This window comes from Streptomyces sp. NPDC089799 (genome assembly GCF_040684755.1).
Lineage (GTDB): Bacteria > Actinomycetota > Actinomycetes > Streptomycetales > Streptomycetaceae > Streptomyces.
Map to the genome: position 1 here is coordinate 153,185 of NZ_JBFBGR010000015.1, position 24,796 is coordinate 177,980.

Consider the following 24,796-nt stretch of genomic DNA (forward strand, 5'->3'; position numbering starts at 1 on the left):
GCCGTGCCCCCGCCCCCGGCTGCCTCCCCCTGCGCCGGCCCCGGCGGATTGCCCATCCCTGCCCTTCCCGCGCGCGCGGCTAACGGCGGAAAGTGGTCAACCGGTGGCCGCCGGACGACGGCGGGCGGGGCAAGGTCCGGTGGTCGGCCCGGCGCTCCGCCCGGTGCCCGCCCGGTCCGGTGGTCCCGCCCGGTCCGGTGGTCCCGCCCGGTCCGGTGGTCCCGGCCGGTCCGCTGGTCCCGGCCGGTCCGCTGGTCCCGGCCGGTCCGCCGGTCGGTCCGGTCATACGACTCCGGAGTCGAAGGCGTTGAGGATCTCCGCGGGGTGGGTGACGCGCTCCACCATGCTCTCGATCACCTCGGCGAGGACGGGGTGGTCGATGCCGCGGAGCGCGGCCAGGTCGAAGCCGGACAGGTCCGGCAGTTCGCCGGGGCACCGGCGGGCTGCCACGCCGTCTGCGGTGTACTGACTGTCGGTCACCATCCTGATCGGATCCCCCATGTGTGTCGTTCTGCAGTGCGGTCCAGTGCGCGGTCCAGTGCCCTTTCCCGCGGCCCGGGGCGGGGAAACGGGGGGTCTCACCGGCTCTCCAGTGCCCGGATCCGGGCGCGGACCGCCTCCCGGCGTGCCGCGTCACCCCCGTCCGTCTCGTCCGCCTCGTTCGTCTCGTCCGTCCCACCCGTACTGCGCGTCCCAGCCATCCTGTGCGTTCCGTCCGCCCTGTCGGTCCCACCCATCCCACCCATCCCGCGCGTCCCGTGCGTCCCGTCGGCGCTGTCCGAATCGGCGGTCCCGTTCGGCCCGTCCGACCCGTCCGCCCGGTCGCCCCGGCCGTCCCCGTCGGCGCGGTCCGCCCCGATCCGCTGCCACAGCTCCAGCGCCGCCCGGTACGCGTCCAGCGCGGCCCGGGGCCGGCCCAGCAGCTCCAGCACCTCCCCGCGCAACTCCTGCACCCGCGCCGCGAGCCGGGCCGCGGTGTCCCCGCGGTCGGCCCGGTCGGCCTCCAGGGCGGCCCTCCAGGCACGCCGGTAGGAGTCGGCGGCCAGGTCCAGCCGGTCCGCCGCCCGGGTGTGGGCGTGCAGCTCCCGCTGGACGTCCCCGTGCTCCCGCCAGGCCCGCGCCCGGTCCAGCGGCTCCGGACTGTTCCGCACGGCGAGTTCGAGCAGGTACTCCGCCTCGCGCAGGTCCACCGGATCGCCCTCGTAGCCGTGCCGCAGGCGCAGCCCGGTGGCCAGCCGCAGCAGTCTGCGCCCGACCCGGGGGTCGGACTGCGGCACCGCGGAACGGCTCTCCCTGAGCACCCGGACCGCCGCCGACACGAAGCGCCGCCCGTCGGCCGCCCGGGCCCGTTCCAGCAGCACGTCGCCCCACTCCGGCAGCAGGTCGCCGTACGCCTCCGCGTCGCGCGGGATCAGCCGCCGGGCCCGCCCGTACGCCTCGCCCGCCGCCTCCAGCGCCGCCGGATCGCCGTCCCGCGCGGACCGGGCCCGGTGCACCCGGGCCAGGCACACCAGCGCGGCGAGCCGCGCCTCGGGGTCCCCGGCCGCCTCGTCCAGCGCCGTCGCCAGCTGCCCGGCGGCCTCCTCCAGCCGGGCCGGCAGGTGACGCAGGGCTCCGGCGAGCGCCACGCGGGCCGCGGCGCGTTCCGGCCGCAGACCGGGACCCGTTCCCGGGCCGGCCTCCCGGCCTCCGCCCGGCGGCCCGTCCGCCGGACCGCCGGAGGGACCGCCCGCGGCACCGCCGCCGGGGCCCACGCCGTGTCCGCTGCCGGGTCCGCCTCCGGGTACGTCGCCGGGTCGGTCCTCCGGTCCGGTCGCGGGGTCCGCCGCCCGGCCCGGCCCGCCGCCCAGCCCGGCCAGGCCCGCGGCCAGCCAGGTCGCGGCCCGCCCGGCCCAGACCGTGCGCGGACCGGCCTCGGGCTCCCGGTCGGCCAGGGCCAGCAGCACCCGGCCCAGCGCCAGCGCCGGCCCGGGGCGGGCCGCGTCCGGGTCGGCGCCCGCGTGGAAGGCCAGCACCGCGTACGCCGTGTGCAGGTACGCCGGGTCCTCGCGCAGCCCGTGGAGGCGGACCAGGACCTCCGCCCTGCGCACCGCCGCGTCCGTCCGGAGCTCCCCGGCCGGGAGCAGCCGTTCCACCGCCTCGAACTCCGCGTCCGCGGCGGTCAGCAGCTCCGCCGCCTCCGGACCGGCCGCCACCCCGGCCCGCTCGCAGAGCACCCGGCCCAGGAGCACCCTGGCCCGGTCCCGCACCGGCGGCTCCGTCGCCGCCGCCGTACCCGTACCCGTCGTCGCCGCCATCCCCGCCGTCGCCGTCCCCGTCGCCGGGCCCGGTGTCTCCCGGCCACGGGTCTCCCGGCCGGGCGTCTCCGGGACGGGGAGTCCGGCCAGCCGCCGGGCCAGCCGCTCTGCCTCGGCCAGCAGTTCGGGGTCCCGCTGCACCGCCCACATCCGCAGCAGCGCGCCCGCGAGCTCGTACTCCGCCTCCTCCGCCGCACGCTCCGCGGCCGGTTCGGCCACCCGCCCGGCCCTCCGGTCGGCGGCCCGGTCCGTCCCGTGCCGCCGGGCGTCCTGCCCGGCCTCCTCCCCGGATCCGCCGCCCCGCCCCTCCGCGCGGTTCGCCGCCACCGCCCGGCGCAGCAGCGCCACCGCCTCGTGCAGGGCCCGCTGGCCGCCGTCCCGGTCGTGGGCGGCCAGCCGCGCCCGCGCGGCCCGTACGGCGGCCTCCCGGTCGGGTCCGGTCACCTCGGGCCGGGCCGGGGCCTCGGGCGGCGGCACCGGCAGGTAGCGGCGCACCACCTTGGCGGAGACCCGGGCGAACGCCTGCGGCAGCCGCGCCGGGGGCACCCGGCCGGCCGGGTCCGCCGCGGCCTCCGGGCCGTCGTCCTCCCGCTCCGCCTCCGCCACCCCGGTCAGCTGCGCCACCGCCAGCGCCGGGAAGTTCCGCACCCCGCGCCCGAAGTGCTGGATCACGTACTCGGAGCAGTGCTTGAGCACCAGCGCGGCCTCATCCCGCCCCAGTGGCCCCAGCAGCACCTCCTGCACCCCCGGCACGAACTCGTACCACTGGTCGGAGGTTCGTCGCAGCAGCCCGCCGAGCAGCACCTCCGCCAGGTCCGAGGGCTCCGAGTCCGGCAGCATCGTCCGCTGCACCAGCCGCATCACCGGCAGGGTCAGCGGGGTCGCCGACAGGTACACCGCCAGCTGAACGGCCCGCGGCGAGGCGGTGGAGCGGAACCGGCGCACCACCTCACGCGGCGGCCGGGCCGCCCGCGGCGGCGGCGCCGGCGCGCCGGGGTGTGCGGCCAGCACCCGGCCCACCTCGGCCGGCACCGGCCCGGATCCGAGCCCGGCGACCAGCCGCGCCCAGGCCCCCAGCGCCCGCGCGTTGGGCGGCAGCACGGGCACGGTCAGGCCTCCCCCGCGCTCCCGACCCCGCTCGGGCACGGGGGACCCCCATGCCGGGCGGCCGGGCGGCGCCGGACGGTCCGACCGGAAGCGCAGCCCGCCCGGAGCGCCCTCCTCCCGGGCCAGCGTGCCCCGTTCGGTGGGCAGCCAGGTGCGCCCCCACAGCCGCTGCGGCAACGGCTGCACGACCACCGCGGGGGTGCACTCGGCCCACCGGTGCAGCAGCCGCTGCGCCCGGCCGTCCCGCCACAGCGGCCCGGTGCAGTCGGAGACCACCATGGTGATGCCGCGCCCGGTGGGGTCGCGGAGCTGTTCGGCGGACCGCACCCCGGTGTCGGGGGACGGGCCGCGGCCCACCGCCGGGGTGCCGTCGGGCAGCCGGTGCAGGTAGTGGGTCTGCACGTCCCGGAAGGCGCCCAGCCGCTCGCACACCGCCCGCAGCTCGTCGAACATGTCCTGCCACACGGCCATCGACGGCGAGGCGTCCATCACCAGCCGGACGGTGGTCTCGCGCCGCGCCTCCGGCCGCAGCACCGGAATGACCTGGCCGAGCGCCCGCGCACTGGCGTCGGCGGTGGCCGGCTCGTCCAGCACCAGCCGGGCGGGCGGGGCGGGCGGCCGGTGCCGCTGGAGGGCGCGCAGGGCCCGCTGGATGTCCAGGATCCGGGGCAGCGCCGCCGCCGCGGGCACCCGTACCGGCACGGCCGCGGTGCCCGGAGGCAGCCCCGCCGGGCCGTCCGGCGGCTGCCCGGCGCGGCCGCCCGGCCCGCCGCCGGCGCCCGGGCGGCCGGGGGCGTAGAGGCTCAGCGGGTCGTCCTCCGGCGGCGCGGAGGGGCGTACGGGACCGGCCGGCGCGGCGTCCGGGTGGCGGTCCCGTGCCTCGGGGGTGCCCGGGGGCGGGGCCGGGCGGTCCTCCGTCGCGTCGGGCGAGGGGCCGGTGCCGGCCGCTCCTCCGGTGCGGGCGGCCAGCCACAGGGCGTCGGCGAGCTCCTCGGCGGTGGGGTCGAGCCCGCCGGACCGCAGTACGCCGACCAGCGCGCGCAGTTCGGGCCCCGGCGCGGGGGCTCCGCCCGGGGCGGGACCGGGACCCGGGCCGGGGCCGGCGCCGGGGAAGGCGCCGGGGCCGGGCTCAGGGGCACGGTCGGGGTCGGGGGTGGGGACGGGATCGGCGGCGGGGACGGAGCCGGGCTCGGGCCCGGGGTCGCGGTCGGGGGCGGTCACGGCCCGTCACCTCGGGCGGTCGAGGCGCTGGATGAGCAGGTCGGCCAGGTCCTCCCGGGTGGGCGGCGCCGCGTAGTGGGTGAGGTAGATGGCGTTGAGCAGCTGGTCGGCGGCGAGGAGCTCGGTGCGGGACCGGCTGAGGAACTCGTTGATGAGTTCCGCTCCGAGCCGGGCCGCCTCGTCCCCGAGGTGCGCGCGGACCATGGTGGCCAGCCGCTTCTCTCCGGGCTGGCCCAGTTTCAGCTGGATGCAGCGGCGCAGCAGGGCCGCGGGGAACTCCCGTTCCCCGTTGCTGGTGAGGATGATGAAGGGGAAGGCGCGGCAGCGCACCCGCCCGTCCCGCACGGTCACCCGGTCCCCGTCGTCGGTCAGCACCTCGACCTCGGGTTCCCGGTCGGCGACCCGTTCCAGCTCGGGGAGCGCGAACTCGCCCTCCTCCAGCACGTTCAGCAGGTCGTTGGGCAGGTCGATGTCGCTCTTGTCGAGCTCGTCGATGAGCAGCACGCGGGGCCGGGCGGCGGGCAGCAGTGCGGTGCCGAGCGGTCCGAGCCGGATGTACTTGCCGATGCCGGGGGCGGTCCCGCCGGAGCCTCCGGCGATCTGTACGTCCTGCAGCCGCGCGATGGCGTCGTAGCGGTAGAGGCCCTCCTGGAGCACGGTCCGGGAGACCACCGGCCAGCGGAGCACCCGGCCGAGCTTCAGCTCGTGGGCCACGGCGTGGGCGAGGGTGGACTTGCCGGTGCCGGGGTAGCCGGTGACCAGCAGCGGGCGGCGCAGGTAGAGCGCGGCGTTGATGGCCTCCAGTTCCTCCGGCTCGGGCCGGTGGAGTTCGGCGGCGTGCCGGTGGGCGCCGAGCCGGCGGGCGGCGGTGCTGTCGGGTTCGGCCGCGGCGGGCGGCGGGTCGGTGACCGGGCCGCCGTCGAAGTCCCGCCAGGGCGGCGGGTCGGGCAGGGCGCCGATGCCGTCGTGGGGCTCACCGACACCCCGGTAGATGAGCCACTCCTCGTTCACGATCGCTCCTTTTCCGGTGCCGGCACCGGTGGCACGGCGATGGGCTCGGATTCGTTCACGGCGGTCATGCGGTCACTGCGTTCATGCGGTCATGCGGTCATGCGGTCACGGCGGTCACAGGTCCCCCTGGAGGGGCTCCTCGGAGGGCAGCGGACGGTCCGGGTCCTCCCAGACCAGGGCCGTCCCGGCGGCCCAGTACGCGTCGGGGTCCCGGCCGTACGCCCGGCCGCGCAGCGACTGCAACCGCAGCGGCAGCGGGCCGGCCCCGCCGGCCTCGGCGAGCTCCTCGCGCACCCCCCGGTGGAAGGGGGCGCAGCCGGCGGCCGGGCCGGGTGGCGGCCGCCGGGTGACGGACACCCCGTACCCGGCGTCGCGCACCTCGTGCACGGCGCCGAGCCGGCAGTGCACCGGCACCACCTGGTCGGGGAGCGCGGCGAGGGCCTCGTACGGGAGCATCCGCGCGCGGCCCCCGGAGCAGTCGGCGCGCTCGTCCTGGAGCGGGCCGCCCAGGGCCCTGGACCAGCGGTCGGCGCGGCGGTGGAGCTGCTCCCCGGCGGGCTGCGGGGCGCCGGCCGGGTAGCGGAAGACCACGGGCCGCTGCACGCCCAGCGGCACCCCGCCGGTCACCGTCCATTCGTCGGCGGGGAGCCCGAAGAGGTCGGGCTCGACGGCGATTTCGAGCAGTGCGGGGCCCTCGTGGGTGTCGCAGCGGCGGAAGGCCTCGGCGAGGGGGGTCCGTAACGCGGCGGGCAGCCGGTCGGGGCGGACGTCCACGCCCGAGTCGACGGCGGCGAGGTGTTCGGGGCCCAGCAGCACCGACACCCGCCAGTCGTGGAGCGGGTCCCAGGTGTGCGCCCAGATCTCCAGCAGGACGGACGGGCCGGCCGGGAGCAGTCCGGCCTCGCGGCCGGCCGGGCCGCGGACGGAGCGGGCGGCGGCGGCCCTGCGGCGCTGTTCGCGGTCGGCGAGGCCCTGTTCGTGGCGTTCGGCGAGCTCGCGGCGGAGCGGCCGCCACAGCCGTTCGGCGGTGCCGCGCACCCAGTCCCAGAGTTCGTCGTCGGCGCCGGGCGGGGGCGGCTCGCGGTGGTCGGCGGTGCTGACGTCGGTGGCGTAGCGGAGCATGGCGGCGGCCTCGCTGACCACGCCGGGCGGGTCGTAGAGCAGGCCGAGGCCGTCCCGCCAGGTCAGCGGGGCCCTCAGGCCGGGGTCGCGGTCCTCGCCGCGGGCGGCCTCCACCAGCCGCTGGACGGTTTCGGAGGAGCCGGGCGGCGGCAGTTCGGCGAGCAGCCCGCACAGGGTGGTGCGTTCGGCCGCGGTGAGCCGCTGCCGGCCGCCGAAGGACTCGCGGCCCTCGGGCAGCTCCTCGTGGACGTCGGTCCAGGTGCGGCGGGTGTTGAGGTCGCTGACGTGCTGGTCGTAGTGGTGCAGGTCGTGGCTCTGCATGACCCGCCGGTAGAGCCCGGCGCGGCCGCGGGGGGCCTGCGGGAGCTCGCGCAGCTGGGTGACGGCCACGGCCAGTCCGCCTCCGCCGCCCTGGCGGCGGGCCTTGACGACGCCGACCACCTCGCCCCGGACCAGGTCCACGACCGGGCCGCCGGACATGCCGGGCTCGACCTCGTCCTCGGCACCGAGGCGGAGCGCGCCCTGGCGGCCCAGGACGCCGCGGAGGGTGGTGGTGCGGCCGGTGATCTCCGGGTAGCCCATTTCGTCGGTGCAGCCGAAGTAGGCGACCTCCTCGAAGCGGGGGCGCGGCCGGTCGGAGAGCCAGACGCAGGCGTGCGAGACCGGGGCCAGGACCCGGACCAGGGCGAGGTCGGGCAGCGGCCACAGGCCGGCGGGGCGGGGGCGGCCGTCCGGTTCGGGGAGCACGCATTCGACCCGGCCGGCGACGGTCCCGGTGGTGCCGTCGTCGCCCGAGGGGAAGGTGATGCCGATCTCCCGGCCCGTGAGCCGCACCGGCGCACCACCCCCTTCGCCCACCACGTGCGCGCACGTCAGGACCCAGCCGGGGGCGATGAAGAAGCCGCTCCCCCAGGTGGCGAGGGTCCCGGGGTCTGCATACCCGTCCGGAGCGGCGTGGATGCGCACGGTGGCCGCCAGGACGAGGGGCTCCAGGAGCTCGAAGGCGCGCGCGGCGTCGCCCGTGCGCTCTTCGCCCATGCCCTGCCCTCCCCCCGGCCCCGCCCGGACCGTCCGGGGCCTCCCCCGGATGCCGCGGGATTCCCACCGGATCCCCAACCGGCCCGCACGTCACGCGTGTTGGAGCAGTTCAGGCTAGCGCCGCCCCGGCCCGCAGGGGAGGGCCGGGCGGAAGCCCGCTTATCCTGGCCTGGAATCACCCATGACCCATGGAGCCTGTCTTGTACTTCACCGATCGCGGCATCGAGGAGCTGGAAAAGCGGCGCGGCGAGGAGGAGGTCACCTTCGAGTGGCTCGCCGAGCAGCTCCGCACCTTCGTCGACCTGAACCCCGACTTCGAGGTCCCGGTCGAGCGGCTGGCCACCTGGCTGGCCCGTCTCGACGACGAGGACGACGAGGACGAGTAGCAGGAGGGGACCTGCCGGCGGACGCGTGGCCGGACCCTCCGGCACCCGCCGTCCCAGGGGGTGGGACGGCCGCAACCTTCGGGCCGTCCGGCCGGTCCGGGCGTCGAGTGATCTTCGCTCGCCGCCCTGACCGGTCTACCTCTGGACTGCCGTTGAGACACACGCTCACCGAGTTCCTGCGCGCCCCCTCGCTCTGCTGTGCCGTCGTTTGCGTCGCCCTCTACGCGGCCTACGACCCGCCCGACGGAGCCCGCTGGGACGTCCTGGCGTCGCTGACCGCGGCCACGGTGTGCGTCGCCGCCTGGGCCCTGCTGACCCGGTCGGCCCCGCCGCCCGGCCCGCCGGACCCCTCGCCCGCCCCCCTGGAGGCGCCGCCTTCCCTGCTTCCGCGCAACCCGGTCGACTGGGGCCTGGTGGCAGGCATGCTGCTGACCGGCGCCTTCCCCTGGGTCGTCTTCCTCCGGACCCTCCACCGCGATACCGATGACCTCGCCATCGTGCTCGTGGTGCCGGCGATGATTCCGCTGGGCCTCTGGACCCTGGCGGCGGTGGCAGCTCGTCCGGGCGGTGGGTGGGCGGTCCGGCTCCATGGGCTACCCGGTGGCCGTGATCGCCGATACCGGCGACATGTTCTGGGGCCACTCGGACTTCGAGACCACCGAGCGCTACCTGCGCGACCGCGCCAACCTGCGCACCACCGCTCCCGGGCTGCGCGCCCGGCCGGTGCCGTCCCGGCCGTACTTCCGGGCGGCCGTGCACGGCCGGATGCTGCTCCGGTTGGCCGTCGCGGCGGCCGCGCTGGTCCCGGTGCTCCTGGAGTCCGTGAACGGGACCGGCAGCGCCCTGCTCGGCCTGCTGGCCGTCGTCGCGGTCATCGACGCACCGCGCGCCGCGATGTGGGGCCTCACCACCGTGCCGGACCCGTCCCGCTGGGAGGGTCCCCCCGGTGGAGGACTGGCGCACCCCCGCAGCCCCGTAGCAGGCCCCCGGACAGCACACAGGCCCGGCGCCGGAATGCTCCGGGCCGGGCCTGTGCCGTGTCGCGTACGGCGTACGGCGGTGCCAGACGTACGCCGGCAGGCGGCGCAGGGGTGTTACGGGCGGCGCGCGACGCCGTCCTCGCGGGCGGCGGCGGCGACGGCCTCGGTGACGGCCGCGGCCACGCGCTCGTCGAACGGCGACGGGATCACGTAGTCCGCCTTGAGCTCGTCGTCCGCGACGACGCCGGCGATGGCGTCGGCGGCGGCGATCTTCATGTTCTCGGTGATCCGGGACGCCTGGACCTTGAAGGCGCCGGCGAAGATGCCCGGGAACGCGAGGACGTTGTTGATCTGGTTCGGGAAGTCCGACCGGCCGGTGGCCACGACCGCCGCGTACTTGTGCGCGACGTCCGGGTGGACCTCCGGGTTCGGGTTGGCCATGGCGAAGACGAAGGAGTTCGCCGCCATGGTGGCCACGGCCTCCTCGGCCACGGTGCCGCCGGAGACGCCGATGAACACGTCGGCGCCGGCGAGGGCCTGCTCCAGCGTGCCGGTCAGCGCCGACTTGTTGGTCAGGCCCGCGATCTCCGCCTTGACGTCCGTCAGGTCGGTGCGGTCGGCGGACACGACGCCCTTGCGGTCGGTGACGCACACGTCGCCGATGCCCGCGTCCACGAGGATCTTGGCGATGGCGATGCCCGCCGCGCCGGCGCCCGCGATCACGGCGCGCAGGTCGCCGAGGGTGCGGCCGGTGAGCTTGGCGGCGTTGCGCAGGGCGGCCAGCGTCACGATGGCGGTGCCGTGCTGGTCGTCGTGGAAGATCGGGATGTCCAGGGCGTCCTGGAGCCGGCGCTCGATCTCGAAGCAGCGGGGGGCGGAGATGTCCTCCAGGTTCACCCCGCCGAAGGACGGCGCGAGGCGGATGACCGTCTCGACGATCTCGTCGGTGTCCTTGGTGGCGAGCGCGATCGGGACCGCGTCCACGCCGCCGAACTGCTTGAACAGGATGGCCTTGCCCTCCATCACGGGGAGGGATGCCTCGGGACCGATGTCACCGAGTCCGAGCACGGCCGTGCCGTCGGTGACGACGGCGACCACGTTGGACTTCCAGGTGTACTCGTTCACCAGCTCGGGCTGCTCGGCGATGGCGGTGCACACCTTCGCCACGCCCGGCGTGTACGCCAGGGACAGGTCGTCCTTGTCGTTCACGGGCACGGTGGCCTGGATGGCCATCTTGCCGCCCCGGTGCAGCGCGAACACCGCGTCGGGGTTGTTGTCCGTCTCCTCGTCGGAGCGAGGATTGACGATCTCCGCTGCCACTGTGTGTGACCCCTTAAGTCTTGAAAATGTCGAGGGTGGCCACTCCTGGTTAAGGGGTGGGCGGGCACCGCGTCCGTGCTCCGCATCGACGGTTGGCCCGTCTCCGCGAAGGGGAGGTTCGTACGCGCGGGCGCGCCGCACACGCGCCCTGAGCCCCGGATGAGGGGTGTAAATATCTGTTCTACCCGAAGAACACTCGCCCAGACGAGTCGATTCCTGTATGAATCGAAACCTGTTGTCCCGATTTCGGTGAAAAGTCCAAGAGGGTGCACCTCTCGACCGGGGCGAGCCGTAGAAACATCCGTGGAACAGGCCACTCGCCGCACATGTTGCGGCCGTCACACCGGAAGATCGCGCTCCTGTCCGGTGATCCCCTCCGCCCGTTATCCGATTTTGACCTGACGGGCAGCCTGAATATGTCAGTCCGAATGGCAAGATGCCGTAATCACACGAGGTCGCGACACTCGATGGTGCGTGCGTGGCCTTACTCATCGGATGCTTTCCACCTGCCGGAGGAACCAGCTCATGACCGCTAGCACCACCCGTCGTACGACCGCCGCCCGGTCCCGGATCGCCGCGGTCGGCGCGATCGCGGTCGCCGGCGCCCTGATCCTCACCGGTTGTGGTGACCAGACCGACAAGGGCTCCTCGACCCCGTCCGGCCAGAGCAACAACAGCAGCGCCCCGCTCTTCTCCAAGCTCCCCGAGAAGATCCAGAAGGCCGGTGTCATCAAGGTCGGCACGGACGCGACGTACGCGCCGATGGAGTTCAAGGAGGGCAGCAAGATCGTCGGTGTCGACCCCGACATCGCGGCGGCCCTGAGCAAGCAGCTGGGCGTGACCTTCCGGTTCGAGTCCGGCACCTTCGACACCCTGATCGGCAGCATGCAGACCGGTCGCACCGACCTGGTCATGTCCTCGCTGACGGACACCAAGGCCCGCCAGGAGGGCCTGGACGACAAGGGCAACAAGACCGGTAACGGTGTCGACTTCGTCGACTACTTCACCGCCTCCACCGGCATCCTGGTGAAGAAGGGCAACCCGCAGGGCATCAAGACCCTCGACGACCTGTGCGGCAAGACGGTGGCGGTCCAGCGTGGCACCACCTACGAGCAGTCCGCCAAGGACCAGGCCGAGAAGTGCAAGAAGGACGGCAAGGGCGAGCTCAAGGTCGAGTCCTTCCCGACCGACGCCGAGGCCCAGACCCGTGTGAAGGCCGGCGGCGCCGTCGCCGACCTGAACGACTCCCCGGTCGCCGCGTACATCGCCAAGACCGCGGGCGGCGGCAACGACTTCGAGGCCATCGCCAACCCGACCGACGCCGGCCTCTTCGGCATCGCCGTGGACAAGAAGAACACCCAGCTGCGCGACGCGCTGAAGGAAGCCCTGGACGCCACCGTCAAGGACGGCACCTACAAGGCCGCCCTGGACAAGTGGAACGCGGGCTCCGGCGCCGTGACCGAGGCGAAGATCAACGCCGGCCAGTGACATCCCCGGCGGAGTGCTCCCCTCGCACTCCGCCCCCTCTTGCAGCACTGAAGGGCAGTCACTGTGACTGACAAGCTCGACAAGACTTCCGGCCCGGCGGACACCCCGCCGGCCGGGAGCACTCCTCCCGAGATGATCCGTGCCATCCCCGTCCGCCACTACGGCCGGTGGATCAGCGGCGTCGTCGTCCTGGCCCTGGTCGTCGCACTCGTCTACGCCTTCGCGCAGGGCAACGTGCGCTGGGCGACCGTGCCGGAGAAGCTCTTCGACCCCTCGATCCTCTCGGGTCTGGGCAACACCGTCCTGATCAGCATCGCCTCGATGGCGCTGGGCCTGGTGCTCGGCGTGGTCTTCGCCGTGATGCGGCTCTCGAAGAACCCGGTCACCAGCACCATCGCCTGGTTCTACATCTGGCTCTTCCGGGGCACCCCGGTCTACGTCCAGCTGCTCATCTGGTTCAACCTCGCCCTGATCTTCCCGATCCTGAACCTCGGGTTCTACAAGGACGAGATGACCCAGGTCATGACGCCGTTCCTGGCGGCACTGCTGGGCCTGGGCCTCAACGAGGGCGCCTACATGGCGGAGATCGTCCGCGCCGGCATCCAGTCGGTCGACGAGGGCCAGACCGAGGCGGCCCACGCCCTGGGCATGAAGCAGACCCAGACCATGCGGCGGATCGTGCTGCCGCAGGCCATGCGGGTGATCGTGCCGCCGTCCGGCAACGAGTTCATCAACATGCTGAAGACCTCCTCGCTGGTGGTCGCCGTCCAGTACCCCGACCTGCTGCGCGCCTCGCAGGACATCGCCTCCACCTCCTTCGCGGTGATGGAGATGTTCTTCGTCGCGTCCATCTGGTACCTGGTCCTGACCAGCATCTTCTCGGTCGGCCAGTTCTACCTGGAGCGGCACTACGCACGCGGTGCGCTGCGCACCCTGCCGCCCACGCCGTGGCAGAAGGTCAAGGCGAACCTCACCCGCTTCTCGAACCGCAAGGCGGTGGCCTGATGACTGCCATGGTGAAGGCCGAGGGCGTCCACAAGTCCTACGGGGCCGCGCACATCCTCAAGGGCATCGACCTGGAGGTCGCGCCGCGTGAGGTGTTCTGCCTCATCGGCCCGTCCGGTTCCGGCAAGTCGACCTTCCTCCGGTGCATCAACCACCTGGAGAAGATCAACGGCGGCCGGCTGTACGTCGACGGCGAGCTCGTCGGCTACCGCCAGAAGGGCGACAAGCTCTACGAGCTGAAGGACACCGAGGTGGCGGCCCAGCGCCGGGACATCGGCATGGTCTTCCAGCGCTTCAACCTCTTCCCGCACATGACGGCCATAGAGAACGTCATGGAAGCCCCGGTGATGGTGAAGGGCGAGAGCAAGTCGGTGGCTCGGGCCCGCGCGGTCAAGCTGCTCGACCGGGTGGGTCTGGGCGACAAGGGCGGGAACTACCCGTCCCAGCTCTCCGGCGGCCAGCAGCAGCGTGTGGCGATCGCCCGCGCGCTGGCCATGGAGCCGAAGCTGATGCTCTTCGACGAGCCCACCTCGGCGCTGGACCCGGAGCTGGTCGGTGACGTCCTCGACGTCATGCGGGACCTGGCCGAGTCGGGCATGACCATGATCGTGGTGACCCACGAGATGGGCTTCGCCCGTGAGGTCGGCGACAACCTGGTCTTCATGGACGGCGGCGTGGTGGTGGAATCCGGCCACCCGCGCGAGGTCCTGACCAACCCGCAGCACGACCGGACGAAGGCGTTCCTGTCCAAGGTGCTGTAACGGGGCGCCACGGGCGAGTGCACGGCCGGAGGGGCGGTACGGAGGATTCCGTACCGCCCCTCCGCGTTGCCGGCGGCACGGGCCCGCTAGCGCAGGCCCCGCTTGAGGACCGGGGTGGCGGTCTGGTCGACCAGGTCGCCGCGCAGCAGGTTGCGGACGGTGTTGCGGAGCGCCTCGGGCGAGTTCTCCACGAAGGTGCCGGCCGCGGTGACGACCTTGCCGCCGGCGTCGGTCACGGCCCGGCCGGAGGTGCCGAGCAGGACGCCCACCTGCTGCAGAAGCGTCACTTCAGGAGTGGTGGTCTGGGCGGCGGCCCTGGGAGCCTTGGGGGTCGAGGCGTCGGCGGCCTGGGCCGGGGACGCGAGGGTGACCAGGGCGCCGGCGAGGGCGAGGGCGGCGAGTGCACGCGTGGTGTGGTTCATGCCCACCCCAACGAAGCATGGCCGAAACCGGTTAGTCCACGGCCACGGGAAGCACCCGGATGGCCCATGACCGATGGGCTACACGCCATGACCACGGCCGATGGCACGGGCGACGGCCGGGGCCGATGGCTCACTTGAGGGCCAGGACCAGTGCGTCCGAGGGCGACCGCCAGACGCTGCGGACCTCGCCGAAGCCGGCCTCGCACAGGGTCCGTACGTGCCACGCCTCGTCCGGGGTGTCCCCGTCGGCGTGCTCGCCGTAGATCTCGTAGCGGCGCTTGGTCGGCTCGGCGAGCACCGGGTCCCGGCCCGCCAGCGCCCACCATTCGGCCCAGCTCAGTGCGCCGCCGGCCTGCGCCCGGTCCCCGGCGGCGTGCCGGTGGGCGCGGTCGGCCTCGTTGATCCGCGGGGTGGCCGGATCGGGCATGTGGTCGGCGTTCATGAACACCCCGCCGTCCCGGACCAGCGGGGCGAGCTGCCCGTAGAGCACGGCCAGCTCGGGGCTGTGCAGCCAGTGCAGGGCGGTGGCGGTGAGCACCGCGTCGTAGGAGTCGTGCGGGAGGGCCCCGACCCAGTCCGGGTCCTTGAGGTCGGCCGTGACGAAGGCGACCCGGTCGTCGCCGGCGAAGGTGCCTCGGGCGATGGCCAGCAGGGCCGGGTCGAGGTCCACACCGGTGCTGGTGGCGCCGGGGAACCGGTCGAGCAGCCGGCTCGTGATGCTGCCGGTGCCGCAGGCCAGGTCGAGCACCCGGGGGGCGGGGCCGACCAGCGCCCCGACCATGTCGAGCATCACCCGGAACCGCTCCTCGCGGTCCGGCAGGTACATCTCCTGCTGCCGGTCCCAGCTGCTCTGCCATGCCTGCCAGTCGGTCTCGACGGTCATCCCGATCCCCTCCACACGTAATGGGCTCACTTGCCAGTCAGCTGTTACACAGCCTAGGACGCACCCGTAAGACCTGCAAGGGGTCCACGGTCATTACCCAGCACCCGGAACGCCCGCCCTCACCCCCGGGCGGGCGCCACGAACGACGACGCACGTAATAGCCTGGTAGCCAAGCCAGCCGTTACAGACGTCCGTAAGGAATACTCGTGGAATTGGCCTCTTACTCGGACTTCGCCGTGCGCCTGGTCAACACCGAGGAGCCGGCCCGCAACAAGGACCGCCTCACCTCGGTGGACGCGGTCAAGGCCCTCTTCGGCGCCAGCACCCAGATGGCCCGCCGGGTCACCGACGCGGACGTGACGCGCTTCCGCAACGTCCGGGGCCGGCTGCGGGCGGTCTTCGAGGCCGCCGACTCGGGCGACCACGTGCTCGCGGTCGACCTGCTGAACTCCCTGCTGATGGAGTTCCCGGTGAGCCCGCAGATCTCCGGTCACGACTACCTCGACGACACCGGCCGCCCCGACTGGCACATGCACCTCGCCGACCACCCGTCGAACGCCTCGGCCGGCTACGCCGCCATCGCCTCCATGGGCCTGGCCTTCCACCTGACGGCGCACGGCCCGGAGCGGCTCGGCCTGTGCCAGGCGGCGCCCTGCCGCAACGCCTACCTGGACACCTCCACCAACCGGTCGCGCCGCTACTGCAGCGACCGTTGCGCCACCCGGGCGAACGTGGCCGCCTACCGGGCCCGCAAGCGCCTGGAGGCCGAGACGTCGGCCGGCAGCGGGCGGACCGCGGTCGCCGCCCACGACAACCGCGCGCCCAGCGAGGTCTGACGCTCGCCGCGGGGCCGGAACCGGAACAGGGCCCGGCCCAGCACCAGGTCCTCCGGCACCGGCCCGTAGTCGGTGCTGTCGCCCGGCGGCACGGCGTACGGGTTGTCCCCGAGCACCCACCAGCCGCCGGGCCGGCGCTCCACCGCCCGCTTCACCACCAGCAGGTTCTGCTGGAACGGGTGACGCAACACGACCACGTCACCCGGCCGGACGCGCGCCCCGTAACGGATCAGCAATTGGTCCCCGTCCTCCAGCGTCGGCGCCATCGACGGACCGTTCACCTCCGCGACACCCATCCGCCCGCGTGAGCGCTCTGCGTCCGGCATCCCTGCCTCCTCCTCACCGATCCTGACCGCCCGCGGCCCGTACGTACGTTCCGTCGCCGCCCCCATCCTCACCCTGGACTTTTGTCCTAAGCCCTTGGGGGCGCCCGCGAAATCCACTTCTCCACGGAGTAATCTCCCCTCTTGAGAAGACGATCACGAGGAGGACAGCGCCCATGCTTTCCCGCTTCTTCGCCACCAAGGTGAAGGTCAGTGCCCACTGCGACCTGCCCTGCGGCGTCTACGACCCGGCCCAGGCCCGGATCGAGATCGAGTCGGTGGTTGGCTGCCAGGAGAAGTACCAGGCCAACACGGACGCCGACTTCCGCACCCGCGCGCTCATCATCAAGGAGCAGCGTGCCGAGGTCGCCAAGCACCACGTCTCGGTGCTGTGGAGCGACTACTTCAAGGCCCCGCACTTCGAGAAGTACCCCCAGCTGCACCAGCTGATCAACGACACCCTGAAGGCCATCTCGGCCGCCAAGGCGTCGAACGACCCGGCGACGGGCAAGAAGGCGCTGGAGCTCATCGCGGAGATCGACAAGATCTTCTGGGAGACCAAGCAGGGCTGAGCCCCGCACCCCCTCCCGCCCGCCCCTCCGGGGACCGGGCACCCGGAAGGCGACCGGCCGCCCATGCGGCGACCGGTCGCCTTCCGCTTTTCCGGCGCGGCCTTGAGCCGGCCGGGTGCGACGAAGAACTCACCCGCCGGGCGGCCGACGGGGCTGGCCCCGGGGCATACCGGCCGGTAGCGTCCGGGGGCATGTTTGCTGCCTATGCCGCCCGCATTGACCGTGACCAGCCGCTGAGCGGCCTCGAGCTGGGCGAGCGCCCGGCGCCCGAGGCGCGTCCGGGCTGGGTGACCGTGAACGTCCGCGCCGCCTCGCTCAACCACCACGACCTGTGGTCCCTGCGCGGAGTGGGCCTGAGCGCCGACAAGCTCCCGATGATCCTCGGCTGCGACGCGGCCGGGGTGGACCAGGACGGCAACGAGGTGGTCCTGCACTCCGTGATCGGTGCGACCGGCCACGGGGTCGGCCCCGACGAGCCCCGTTCCATCCTGACCGAGCGCTACCAGGGCACGTTCGCCGAGCAGGTGACCGTCCCCGCCTGGAACGTGCTGCGCAAGCCCGCCGAGCTGTCCTTCGAGGAGGCCGCCTGCCTGCCCACCGCCTGGCTGACGGCGTACCGGATGCTCTTCACCAACGCGGGCGTCCGCCCCGGCGACTCCGTGCTCGTCCAGGGCGCGGGCGGCGGGGTGGCCACGGCCGCCATCGTGCTCGGCAAGGCCGCCGGCCTCCGCGTCTACGCGACCAGCCGCGACGAGGCCAAGCGGAAGCGGGCCGTGGAACTCGGCGCCGTGGACGCCTTCGAGCCGGGAGCCCGCCTCCCGCACCGCGTGGACGCGGTGATCGAGACGGTGGGCGCCGCGACCTGGTCCCACTCCGTCAAGTCCCTGCGGCCCGGCGGCACCCTGGTCATCTCCGGCGCGACCAGCGGCGACCGTCCCGCGCACGCCGAGCTGACCCGCATCTTCTTCCTCGAACTCAAGGTCGTCGGGTCCACGATGGGCTCGAAGGACGAGCTGGAGGACCTCCTCGCCTTCTGCGCGGCCACCGGTGTCCGCCCGGTGATCGACGAGGTCCTCCCCCTGGACCGGGCCCGCGAGGGCTTCGGGAAGCTGGCGGCGGGCGACCTCTTCGGCAAGATCGTCCTGACCACCGCCTGAATACGGCCGTCAATGTAGGTCGACACTCCTGAGGCGTCAACCTACATTGACACGCATGACGGAAGCGACGGATCTCGCCGCGCGTGCCGGAGACCCCGATCCCCGCGTGGGCCTGCGCTCCGTGGCCGCCCTACGGCGTCTGCTGGAGCGGCTGGAGGCCGTACAGGTGCGCAGCGCCCGCGCGCAGGGGTGGTCCTGGCAGGACATCGCCACCGAACTCGGCGTGAGCCGGCAGGCCGTGCACAAGAAGTACGGGAGGTCGTGATGTTCGACCGTTCACCCCCGAGGCCCGCGCCGCGGTGATCGGCGCCCGGGCCGAGGCCGAACGCGCCGGAGCCGCCTCGGTCACCGAGGCGCACCTGCTCCTCTCGCTCCTGGAACAGGGCACCCTGGACCCCCTCGGCGTGGACCGCGACGCCGTCCGCACCGAACCGGCCCGGGCCCGCCGGCGCGGCGGCCTCTCCAAAGCCGACGGGGAGGCGCCGGCCGGCCTGGGCATCGACCTGGACGGGATCATCGCCCGCATCGAGGAGACGCACGGCGAGGACGCCATCGCCGTGCCGGAACCTCCCCGCACGGGCCTCACGGCGCTCTTCGGCCGCCGGACCGCGCCACACCCTCGCCTGAGCCCGGAGGACCGGTATGCGTGGCCGGGGCGCGATGGATCACTCATGGCCGCCCATCGCCCCTATCCCGCCCCCTCCGACCGTCCCGCCGCCGGGGGGCGTACTCCCACCGGTGAACAGCCCGGGACCGCCACTGCCGCCGGCTCCCGGGGACGTGCCCATCGGCACGTCCGGCCCGCCGCCGGGATGGCCGCCACCACCCATCTGCGACAGGAGATGATCGGGGGAAGCCGCGCGGCCCTCGGATCCCGTGGCACCGGGCGCCAGCCAGGCACCGAGGCCGACCTGCGGGTCCGTGTCGTCACCACGCCAGCTGCTGAGGCCGCCGAGACCCCGGTGTTTCGTCCCTCCCATGGCGTGCGGGTAACCGGGGTCCATCAGGTCACCACCCATGACGCCGGAAACATCGAGGTCACCGTCCAGCAGCCCGGTCAGGCCGAAAACGTCGTCGTCGTCGTCCTGAGGGGTCACGGTGAGCACGTGCTGGGGAGCCGGTGCGGCCATCGCCGCCGCCGGCAGCGCAATGCCGCCACCGACCAGCGCCACCGAAGCGGCGGCGAACACGACACGTCGACTGCAGGAAACCTTGAACATCGGAATACTCCGGGAGCCATTGCGGGAAACGGGACACGATCTCGGTGCCCTTCCGGGAATTCCCCGGCGAACACCTGCTCCCAATGAACCCCACCGCACTCCCGCCGTCATGCCACCGGAACACGTGGCTTGACGCGACTCCCGTCGGGACACTCACCGGCGGCAGGGTCGGCCGGTGAGCCGTCGGCCGCACGTGCCGCCCCCGGTCAGCCGATGAAGGACTCGGGGCCGAAGCGCCCCCAGGCCACGAAGGCCGCCAGGGCGACATAGACCAGGTCCACCACCATGAACGTGGTCTCGTGGCGCCGGATGCGGGTGATCGCCGCACCGGCCATGAGCAGCACCAGGCCGAGGGCGGCCAGCGGCACCAGGACCGGAGCGATGTCGAGTACGGCGGGCAGGACCAGGCCCGCCGCGGCCAGGACCTCAAGGGCTCCGATGGCCTTCACGCCGCCGCCGGCGAAGTCCTCGGCCCATCTCCCGCTGGGCCCGCCGGCGGCTATCTTCTCCTTCGGCGTGATCACCTTGTAGGCGCCGCCGAGCAGGTAGGCGACGGCGAGCAGTCCGGTGACGATCCACAGGGCGAGGTTCATCGATGTTGTCCTTGCTGGGGGGAGGGAGGGGGCTCTGGCCGGGGCGGCGTTCGATCCGCTGTCAGTGCCGGCCGGGCTCGTAGTCGCCGGCGGGCTGCTGGACGATCACGTTTCCGCGGTTGAAGGCGTTGATGACGGCGATCTGCGTCACCAGGGCGGCGAGCTGGTCCTCGTCGTAGTACTTGGCGGCGTTCGCCCATACCGCGTCGGGGACGCCGCCGGCGGCGTCGGCGATGCGGGTGGCCTCTTCGGTCAGCTCCAGGGCGGCGCGCTCGGCGTCGGTGAACACCGTGGCCTCCCGCCAGGCCACGACCAGGTGGAGGCGTACGGCGGTCTCACCCGCTGCGGCGGCCTCCTTGGTGTGCATGTCGATGCAACCGGCGCAGCCGTTGATCTGGCTGGCGCGGAGCATCACCAGCTCGCGCGTCGCGGCCGGCAGGGTCGACTCCCCCAGCACCTTGCTCGCCGCGATGATGTGCTTCCACGCCTTGACCGCGACCGGGCTGGCGAAGAGGTTCAGACGGGCTTCCATGGTGGACTCCTTTGTCGTCGTTCGCTGTTGCCCCTCAAAGACAGAGCACCCGGGCGAGCTGTGACAGGAGCCGAATGTGACCTGCGTCTCCCTCCGCTTTCATGATCCACAAGGCTGACGCCTCGGATACCCTGCGCGGTGTGCGAGTCGGGAGAGGGGTTTCCGTGCGGGGATCAACGGATGTGACGGATGCGGCGGGATACCGGCCGCTGCTGTTCTCCATCGCCTACGGGATGACCGGGTCCGTGGGCGATGCCGAGGACATCGTGCAGGACGCGTTCCTCGGCCTGACCCGGGCCCACCGGGCCGGGACGGAGATCGCCGCCCCGAAGGCGTACCTCACCACTTCGGTGACGCGGCTGGGCATCAACCACCTGACTTCGGCCCGAGTGCGGCGGGAGACCTACGTGGGGGAATGGCTGCCCGAGCCGGTCGTCGTGTCCACCGACCGACCGGGGCCGGCCGAGCACGCCGAGCTGGCCGACTCCCTGTCGATGGCGTTCCTCGTGCTGCTGGAGGCCCTGTCCCCGGTGGAGCGGGCGGTGTTCGTGCTGCGCGAGGTGTTCGGGTACGACTACCCGGACGTGGCGCGGACCACCGGCAAGACCGAGGCCAACTGCCGGCAGATCTTCGCCCGCGCCAGGAAGCGCATCGCCGCCGGAGGACGGGCGGCCGACAGCGCGCCGCCCCCGGCGCGGCGGGCGGAGGGCGAGGAACTCGCCCGTACCTTCTTCGAGGCCGCCGCGGGCGGCGAAATGGACGCGCTGCTCGGCATGCTCGCGCCCGACGTGGTCTTCCACGGCGACGGTGGCGGCAAGGCGCGGGCGATCGCGAAGTCGGTGACCGAGCCGCGACGCGTCGCACAGCTGCTCGTCGGCGGGCTGCGCCGACTCGGGTCGCTCGGCGCCGCGCTGCGGCCGGTCTCGATCAACGGCCGGCCGGGCGCCCTGATCGTCGACGCCGAGGGGCGCGTGGCCAGCGCGGTCGAACTCGATGTCGTCGACGGCGTGGTCCGGGCGATCCACTCCGTGTCCAACCCCGACAAGCTCGGCCACATCGGTCCGGTCTCCGACCTCGCGCGACTGCCCGAGCGGTGACCCGGCCCGGCCCTCCGGCCCGGACAGGACCACTCAGGCGTTCCCCGGGGCTGCCCCGCGCTCCTGCTTTCCCCCGCCCAGCGTTTCGTTCAGTGCCTCCGCTGCGGCTGCCAGGTGGTGGCGGGCCTGCGTGAGCTGGGTCGGGGTGACGCCGTGGTCGCGGGCCGCGTCGCGGACCTCGTCGCGGAAGCGGTCCAGGAGGCGGTCCAGGTCGCGGGCCGGCTCTCCGGTGGACGGCAGGTCCGCGGCCCAGGCGGCCACGGCCCCGGGGTCCCGGGTGACCGTCGGCTCCGGTCCCCCGGTCGGCTTCGAGCCCACCGTCGGATCCGAAGGGGTCGGAGCCGGCGGGGCCGACGGGTCCACCCCGCCCAGCCAGGCCCCCAGCTTGTCCGTGAAGTCCGAGAGGCCCGAGCGTGTCAGGCCCGAGCGGCCGAACTGGTCCTGGAGCTGGCCCACCAGACGCTGTACGTCCTCGCGGGCCTTGTCCTGGGCCTCCCTCGCCTGGCGGCGGGCCCGCTGGGCCTCCTCCCTCGCCCGGCGGCTCTCGTCCTTGGCCCGGCGGGTCTGTTCCTTCCACTCCTGCCGGGCCCGGCGCAGCTCCTCCTTGGCCGCCGCCCAGGCGTCCTCCCCCTCCGGGGCCGCGGACTGCGATGCCGAAGCCGCCGCCCGCATCTCGCGCCGCAGGCCGTCCGCCGCCCCGCGCACGTCGTCGCGGATCTCCGCCGCCAGCTCCGACACCGACTCCCGGATCTCCAGCTCCAGATCGGCCAGCTCCCCGCTGCGGTCGGCCAGTTCGGCCCGCCCCGCCTCGGTGATCGAGTACACCTTCCGCCCGCCCTCGGTGGCGTGCGTGACCAGCCCCTCGGCCTCCAGCTTGGCCAGCCGCGGGTACACCGTGCCCGCGGAGGGCGCGTACAGCCCCTGGAACCGCTCCTCCAGCAGCCTGATCACCTCGTAGCCGTGGCGCGGGGCCTCGTCCAGCAGCTTCAGCAGATACAGGCGGAGGCGGCCGTGGGCGAAGACGGGCGGCATGTCAGAGCACCTTCTTGTCGAGCGGGGCAGGGGTCTCGGGAGCGGCATCGGAATCGGCGTCCGCGTCGGGGCGGCGCAGCAGGGCGATGGCCCCGGAGACCGTGGTGGCCCGGAGGGTTCCGGTGCCCGCCCCCAGGGTGCCGGTGATCCGCTTGGAGCCGAAACGCCCGGTCACCCTCAGGTCCTCGAAGGCGTTGGACACCCCGCCGCTGGTGGTGCTGGCCTCCACCCGCGCGTCCGCGGGGTGCGGAATGCGGATCGCGACCTGCCCGGACACCGAGTTGAGGCTGATGCTGACCGGCCGCTCCGGCGTCGCGGCGGCGGGCGCCAGGTCCAGCAGCATGTCGCCGCTGACCGACTCGGCGCGTACGGCTCCGGCCGCGCCGTCGACCAGGGTGAGCCCGCCCGAGACCGACCGGAAGCCGAAGTCCCCGTCGACGGACTGGGCCTCGACGCTGCCGGAGACCGTCCGCGCCCGCACACTGCCGGAGAGCCGCACCAGGGTCGTGTCACCCGTGACCCCGTGGATCTCGGTGCCGCCGCTGATCCCCGAGACGAACGCGGTCGCGCCGACCGCCGCGATCTGCACGTTCGTCCCCACCGGAACGGTCAGCGTGACGGCGGCGCTGCGCTCCCACGCCTTGCGGCCCTGCCCGCTCCCGCTCCCGTCACCGGCGAGCGAGCGCCACTTCTCCCACGGCTTGCTGTCGAACCACTCCCGCAGCCCGTGGGAACCGTTCCAGGGCAGGTCCTCGTAGGACACCGTGACGGTGTCACCGTCCTGCACGATCTGCAGCGGAGGGCCGTCCACCTCGGAGACCTCCAGCCGGGCGGGCCCTTCCTCCACACCGACCACGTTCACCGTGCCGCCCAGGACGCGTACGCGCAGCCGATTCACCGGTGCCTCGAAGCCGAGCTTCTGAGGCTCGCCGATCGACCAGGTCTGCTGAGCCATGGTGCTGATCCTCCTCGCTGTCCCCGCCCTGCACGCCGTGCGTGCAATGCGATGCGACGCAACATATCGCGTCCCCCTTCACAACACGATATATCGCGCTAGGGCGAAGTCAAGCGGACCGGACGCCGGACACGCGGGCCGGACCCCGGACACGACAAACCGCGCCCGCCCGAAGGCAGACGCGGAGAGGGAGGGGAAGCAGAGGGGAAAGGAAGGAGGGCGACGGCCGGAATCAGCCCCAGCCGTCGTCGTCCACGCCGCCGTCCGGGCCGCGGCCCGCACCGCCGTCCGCGGTGTCAGGGATCGACGACCGGTGGACCACGATGTCCCCGATGGCGGTCCGGGCGTGGACCCTGGCGACACACGCAGAGGCGCCGACCGGGGCCGCGAGGAGGTCGAGGGACCGGTACACGGTGCCGGAGCGGGCGTCGAGGTCCAGCTGGGCCTCGGTGCCCTCGGCGATGCCGAGCTCCAGCCGGCCGGACTCCGATTCGAGCACCTGCCGGCCCTGGACGATCTCCTCGATCCTGATGTCGCCCTGGCCCGTTTTCGCCTCGACCGCCGCATGCGCCACACCGAGGTGGATGTCGCCGCTGTCCACGGACACCCGTACGTCGCCCAGGACTTCGCCGATCCGGGTGTCGCCCTTGGTCCGGGTGACGATGGCCGCACCCTCCACGCCGTTGACGTTCACGTCACCGCAGTCGGCGGCGATCCGAGCGTCACCCGCGACCCGGTCCACCGTGACGTTGCCGAGCCCGGAGGTCAGGTGCAGGGTCCCGGTCCGGGCGAGCCGGATGTGGCCGCAGTCGTTGGTCAGCCGGCACTCCCCCAGCCGGCCGTCCACCCTGAACTCTCCGGAGACCGCGTCCCCGTGGAGTCCGGACCCGCTGGGCAGGTGGATCACGATGGCCACCGCACCGCCCGCCCGCGCCAGGTCCCGCGCCTTGGGCACGCTCACCACCAGTTCGCCCGCCGCGTAGTCGATGCGGGTCTGGTCGGAGGTCACCACGTCACGGGGGTCCCGGTGGTCACAGGGCCGGATGTCCACGACGGTGTCGGTGCGGTCGCTCGCGATGATCCAGACATTGCCGACGTCCAGTTCGACAGTGGCTCGGATCGGCTTCGGTGTGACGAATATCGGCATGGCGGTGGCCTCTTGGATAGTGAGCAGGACCGGTACCGGTACCGCTTGGCAGCCCGTGACGGCGATTTTCGGCCACGGGCTGCGCATCTGCGACTGTACTGAGCTGCGCCGGACAGTGCGGTGGCGGCGGTGACGTTCCGATCATCGGCAGGTGCGGTCAACTGCCGGTCGAGTCACCCGGTTTCAGTGGGCGCGGTCAGTGGGTGCGGTCCTTGTTGAAGTGCTTCATGGACCACATGAAGCCGAGGAGGGCGATGCCGGCGCACCAGGCGAGGGAGATCCAGCCGCTGT

Annotated in this window: 24 protein-coding genes; 10 read left to right on the forward strand and 14 right to left on the reverse strand. The window is 73.4% G+C overall.

All coding sequences use genetic code 11. The features are described from left to right. Nucleotides 1-282: 282 nt before the first annotated feature. The 4 genes from fxsA to AB0O36_RS18920 form a co-directional block, all read right to left on the reverse strand. A complete protein-coding gene (fxsA, locus tag AB0O36_RS18905) occupies nucleotides 283-483 on the reverse strand; it encodes an FxSxx-COOH cyclophane-containing RiPP peptide (protein WP_365111362.1) in 201 nt (66 codons plus the stop codon). Between the two features lie 95 nt (nucleotides 484-578). Next, nucleotides 579-4,625 carry an SAV_2336 N-terminal domain-related protein gene (locus tag AB0O36_RS18910; protein ID WP_365111365.1) on the reverse strand — a complete coding sequence of 1,349 codons (4,047 nt, stop codon included), beginning with the start codon at nucleotides 4,623-4,625 and terminating at the stop codon, nucleotides 579-581. Between the two features lie 6 nt (nucleotides 4,626-4,631). Beyond that, nucleotides 4,632-5,636, reverse strand: a complete 1,005-nt coding sequence (locus AB0O36_RS18915) for a MoxR family ATPase (RefSeq protein ID WP_365111368.1) — start codon at nucleotides 5,634-5,636, stop codon at nucleotides 4,632-4,634. 114 nt (nucleotides 5,637-5,750) lie between these two features. Continuing rightward, entirely contained in the window at nucleotides 5,751-7,796 is a 2,046-nt protein-coding gene (locus tag AB0O36_RS18920) for a trypsin-like peptidase domain-containing protein (protein ID WP_365111371.1), read from the reverse strand. Between the two features lie 200 nt (nucleotides 7,797-7,996). On the opposite strand from AB0O36_RS18920, the gene AB0O36_RS18925 reads away from it, so the two are divergent. Further along, nucleotides 7,997-8,182 carry a DUF6104 family protein gene (locus tag AB0O36_RS18925; RefSeq protein WP_010061466.1) on the forward strand — a complete coding sequence of 62 codons (186 nt, stop codon included), beginning with the start codon at nucleotides 7,997-7,999 and terminating at the stop codon, nucleotides 8,180-8,182. A gap of 567 nt (nucleotides 8,183-8,749) precedes the next feature. Then, complete coding sequence (locus AB0O36_RS18930) at nucleotides 8,750-9,376, forward strand: hypothetical protein (RefSeq protein ID WP_365111373.1); 627 nt, start codon at nucleotides 8,750-8,752, stop codon at nucleotides 9,374-9,376. Here the strand turns inward: AB0O36_RS18930 and AB0O36_RS18935 are convergent. Then, nucleotides 9,277-10,482 (reverse strand): NADP-dependent malic enzyme, encoded by a 1,206-nt coding sequence (locus AB0O36_RS18935; RefSeq protein ID WP_365111376.1) that lies wholly within the window; start codon nucleotides 10,480-10,482, stop codon nucleotides 9,277-9,279. The two genes, AB0O36_RS18930 and AB0O36_RS18935, sit on opposite strands and share 100 nt — an antisense overlap. Before the next feature lie 525 nt (nucleotides 10,483-11,007). Between AB0O36_RS18935 and AB0O36_RS18940 the strand changes: the two genes are divergently transcribed. From AB0O36_RS18940 to AB0O36_RS18950, 3 genes are all read left to right on the forward strand, one after another. After that, nucleotides 11,008-11,970, forward strand: coding sequence for an ABC transporter substrate-binding protein (locus AB0O36_RS18940; RefSeq protein WP_365111379.1), 963 nt, complete (start codon nucleotides 11,008-11,010; stop codon nucleotides 11,968-11,970). Nucleotides 11,971-12,102: 132 nt separating this feature from the next. After that, complete coding sequence (locus AB0O36_RS18945; RefSeq protein WP_365111438.1) at nucleotides 12,103-12,975, forward strand: amino acid ABC transporter permease; 873 nt, start codon at nucleotides 12,103-12,105, stop codon at nucleotides 12,973-12,975. Beyond that, complete coding sequence (locus AB0O36_RS18950) at nucleotides 12,975-13,736, forward strand: amino acid ABC transporter ATP-binding protein (protein WP_365111382.1); 762 nt, start codon at nucleotides 12,975-12,977, stop codon at nucleotides 13,734-13,736. Before AB0O36_RS18945 ends, AB0O36_RS18950 begins: the two co-directional genes overlap by 1 nt. Before the next feature lie 86 nt (nucleotides 13,737-13,822). Here AB0O36_RS18950 and AB0O36_RS18955 read toward each other — a convergent pair whose 3' ends face one another. Continuing rightward, complete coding sequence (locus tag AB0O36_RS18955) at nucleotides 13,823-14,158, reverse strand: hypothetical protein (protein WP_365111385.1); 336 nt, start codon at nucleotides 14,156-14,158, stop codon at nucleotides 13,823-13,825. 130 nt (nucleotides 14,159-14,288) lie between these two features. Further along, nucleotides 14,289-15,041, reverse strand: a complete 753-nt coding sequence (locus AB0O36_RS18960; protein ID WP_365111388.1) for a class I SAM-dependent methyltransferase — start codon at nucleotides 15,039-15,041, stop codon at nucleotides 14,289-14,291. A gap of 206 nt (nucleotides 15,042-15,247) precedes the next feature. Here AB0O36_RS18960 and AB0O36_RS18965 point away from each other — a divergent pair, with 206 nt between their 5' ends. Beyond that, nucleotides 15,248-15,877 carry a CGNR zinc finger domain-containing protein gene (locus AB0O36_RS18965; RefSeq protein ID WP_365111390.1) on the forward strand — a complete coding sequence of 210 codons (630 nt, stop codon included), beginning with the start codon at nucleotides 15,248-15,250 and terminating at the stop codon, nucleotides 15,875-15,877. Here AB0O36_RS18965 and sodX read toward each other — a convergent pair. After that, nucleotides 15,781-16,203 (reverse strand): nickel-type superoxide dismutase maturation protease, encoded by a 423-nt coding sequence (sodX, locus tag AB0O36_RS18970; protein WP_365111393.1) that lies wholly within the window; start codon nucleotides 16,201-16,203, stop codon nucleotides 15,781-15,783. The genes AB0O36_RS18965 and sodX overlap by 97 nt on opposite strands. Before the next feature lie 173 nt (nucleotides 16,204-16,376). Here sodX and sodN point away from each other — a divergent pair, with 173 nt between their 5' ends. From sodN to AB0O36_RS18985, 3 genes are all read left to right on the forward strand, one after another. After that, a complete protein-coding gene (gene sodN, locus AB0O36_RS18975; protein WP_365111395.1) occupies nucleotides 16,377-16,772 on the forward strand; it encodes a superoxide dismutase, Ni in 396 nt (131 codons plus the stop codon). A 191-nt stretch (nucleotides 16,773-16,963) separates the two neighbouring features. Then, a complete protein-coding gene (locus tag AB0O36_RS18980; protein ID WP_365111398.1) occupies nucleotides 16,964-17,929 on the forward strand; it encodes a zinc-binding dehydrogenase in 966 nt (321 codons plus the stop codon). Nucleotides 17,930-17,984: 55 nt separating this feature from the next. Then, nucleotides 17,985-18,194, forward strand: coding sequence for a helix-turn-helix domain-containing protein (locus tag AB0O36_RS18985; protein WP_365111401.1), 210 nt, complete (start codon nucleotides 17,985-17,987; stop codon nucleotides 18,192-18,194). Nucleotides 18,195-18,594: 400 nt separating this feature from the next. Here the strand turns inward: AB0O36_RS18985 and AB0O36_RS18990 are convergent, their stop codons facing one another. From AB0O36_RS18990 to AB0O36_RS19000, 3 genes are all read right to left on the reverse strand, one after another. Continuing rightward, entirely contained in the window at nucleotides 18,595-19,149 is a 555-nt protein-coding gene (locus AB0O36_RS18990) for a hypothetical protein (RefSeq protein ID WP_365111403.1), read from the reverse strand. 206 nt (nucleotides 19,150-19,355) lie between these two features. Then, nucleotides 19,356-19,742: a DoxX family protein gene (locus AB0O36_RS18995; protein ID WP_365111405.1), complete on the reverse strand. Its 387-nt coding sequence runs from the start codon at nucleotides 19,740-19,742 to the stop codon at nucleotides 19,356-19,358. Between the two features lie 61 nt (nucleotides 19,743-19,803). After that, nucleotides 19,804-20,274 (reverse strand): carboxymuconolactone decarboxylase family protein, encoded by a 471-nt coding sequence (locus tag AB0O36_RS19000; protein ID WP_365111407.1) that lies wholly within the window; start codon nucleotides 20,272-20,274, stop codon nucleotides 19,804-19,806. Nucleotides 20,275-20,456: 182 nt separating this feature from the next. Between AB0O36_RS19000 and sigJ the strand changes: the two genes are divergently transcribed. Further along, nucleotides 20,457-21,371: an RNA polymerase sigma factor SigJ gene (gene sigJ, locus AB0O36_RS19005; RefSeq protein WP_365111409.1), complete on the forward strand. Its 915-nt coding sequence runs from the start codon at nucleotides 20,457-20,459 to the stop codon at nucleotides 21,369-21,371. A 33-nt stretch (nucleotides 21,372-21,404) separates the two neighbouring features. Here the strand turns inward: sigJ and AB0O36_RS19010 are convergent, their stop codons facing one another. From AB0O36_RS19010 to AB0O36_RS19020, 3 genes are all read right to left on the reverse strand, one after another. Then, nucleotides 21,405-22,403 carry a helix-turn-helix transcriptional regulator gene (locus tag AB0O36_RS19010; RefSeq protein ID WP_365111412.1) on the reverse strand — a complete coding sequence of 333 codons (999 nt, stop codon included), beginning with the start codon at nucleotides 22,401-22,403 and terminating at the stop codon, nucleotides 21,405-21,407. Nucleotide 22,404: 1 nt separating this feature from the next. Further along, nucleotides 22,405-23,358: a DUF4097 family beta strand repeat-containing protein gene (locus AB0O36_RS19015; RefSeq protein WP_365111415.1), complete on the reverse strand. Its 954-nt coding sequence runs from the start codon at nucleotides 23,356-23,358 to the stop codon at nucleotides 22,405-22,407. 232 nt (nucleotides 23,359-23,590) lie between these two features. Further along, a complete protein-coding gene (locus AB0O36_RS19020; RefSeq protein WP_365111417.1) occupies nucleotides 23,591-24,505 on the reverse strand; it encodes a DUF4097 family beta strand repeat-containing protein in 915 nt (304 codons plus the stop codon). Between the last annotated feature and the right edge of the window lie 291 nt (nucleotides 24,506-24,796).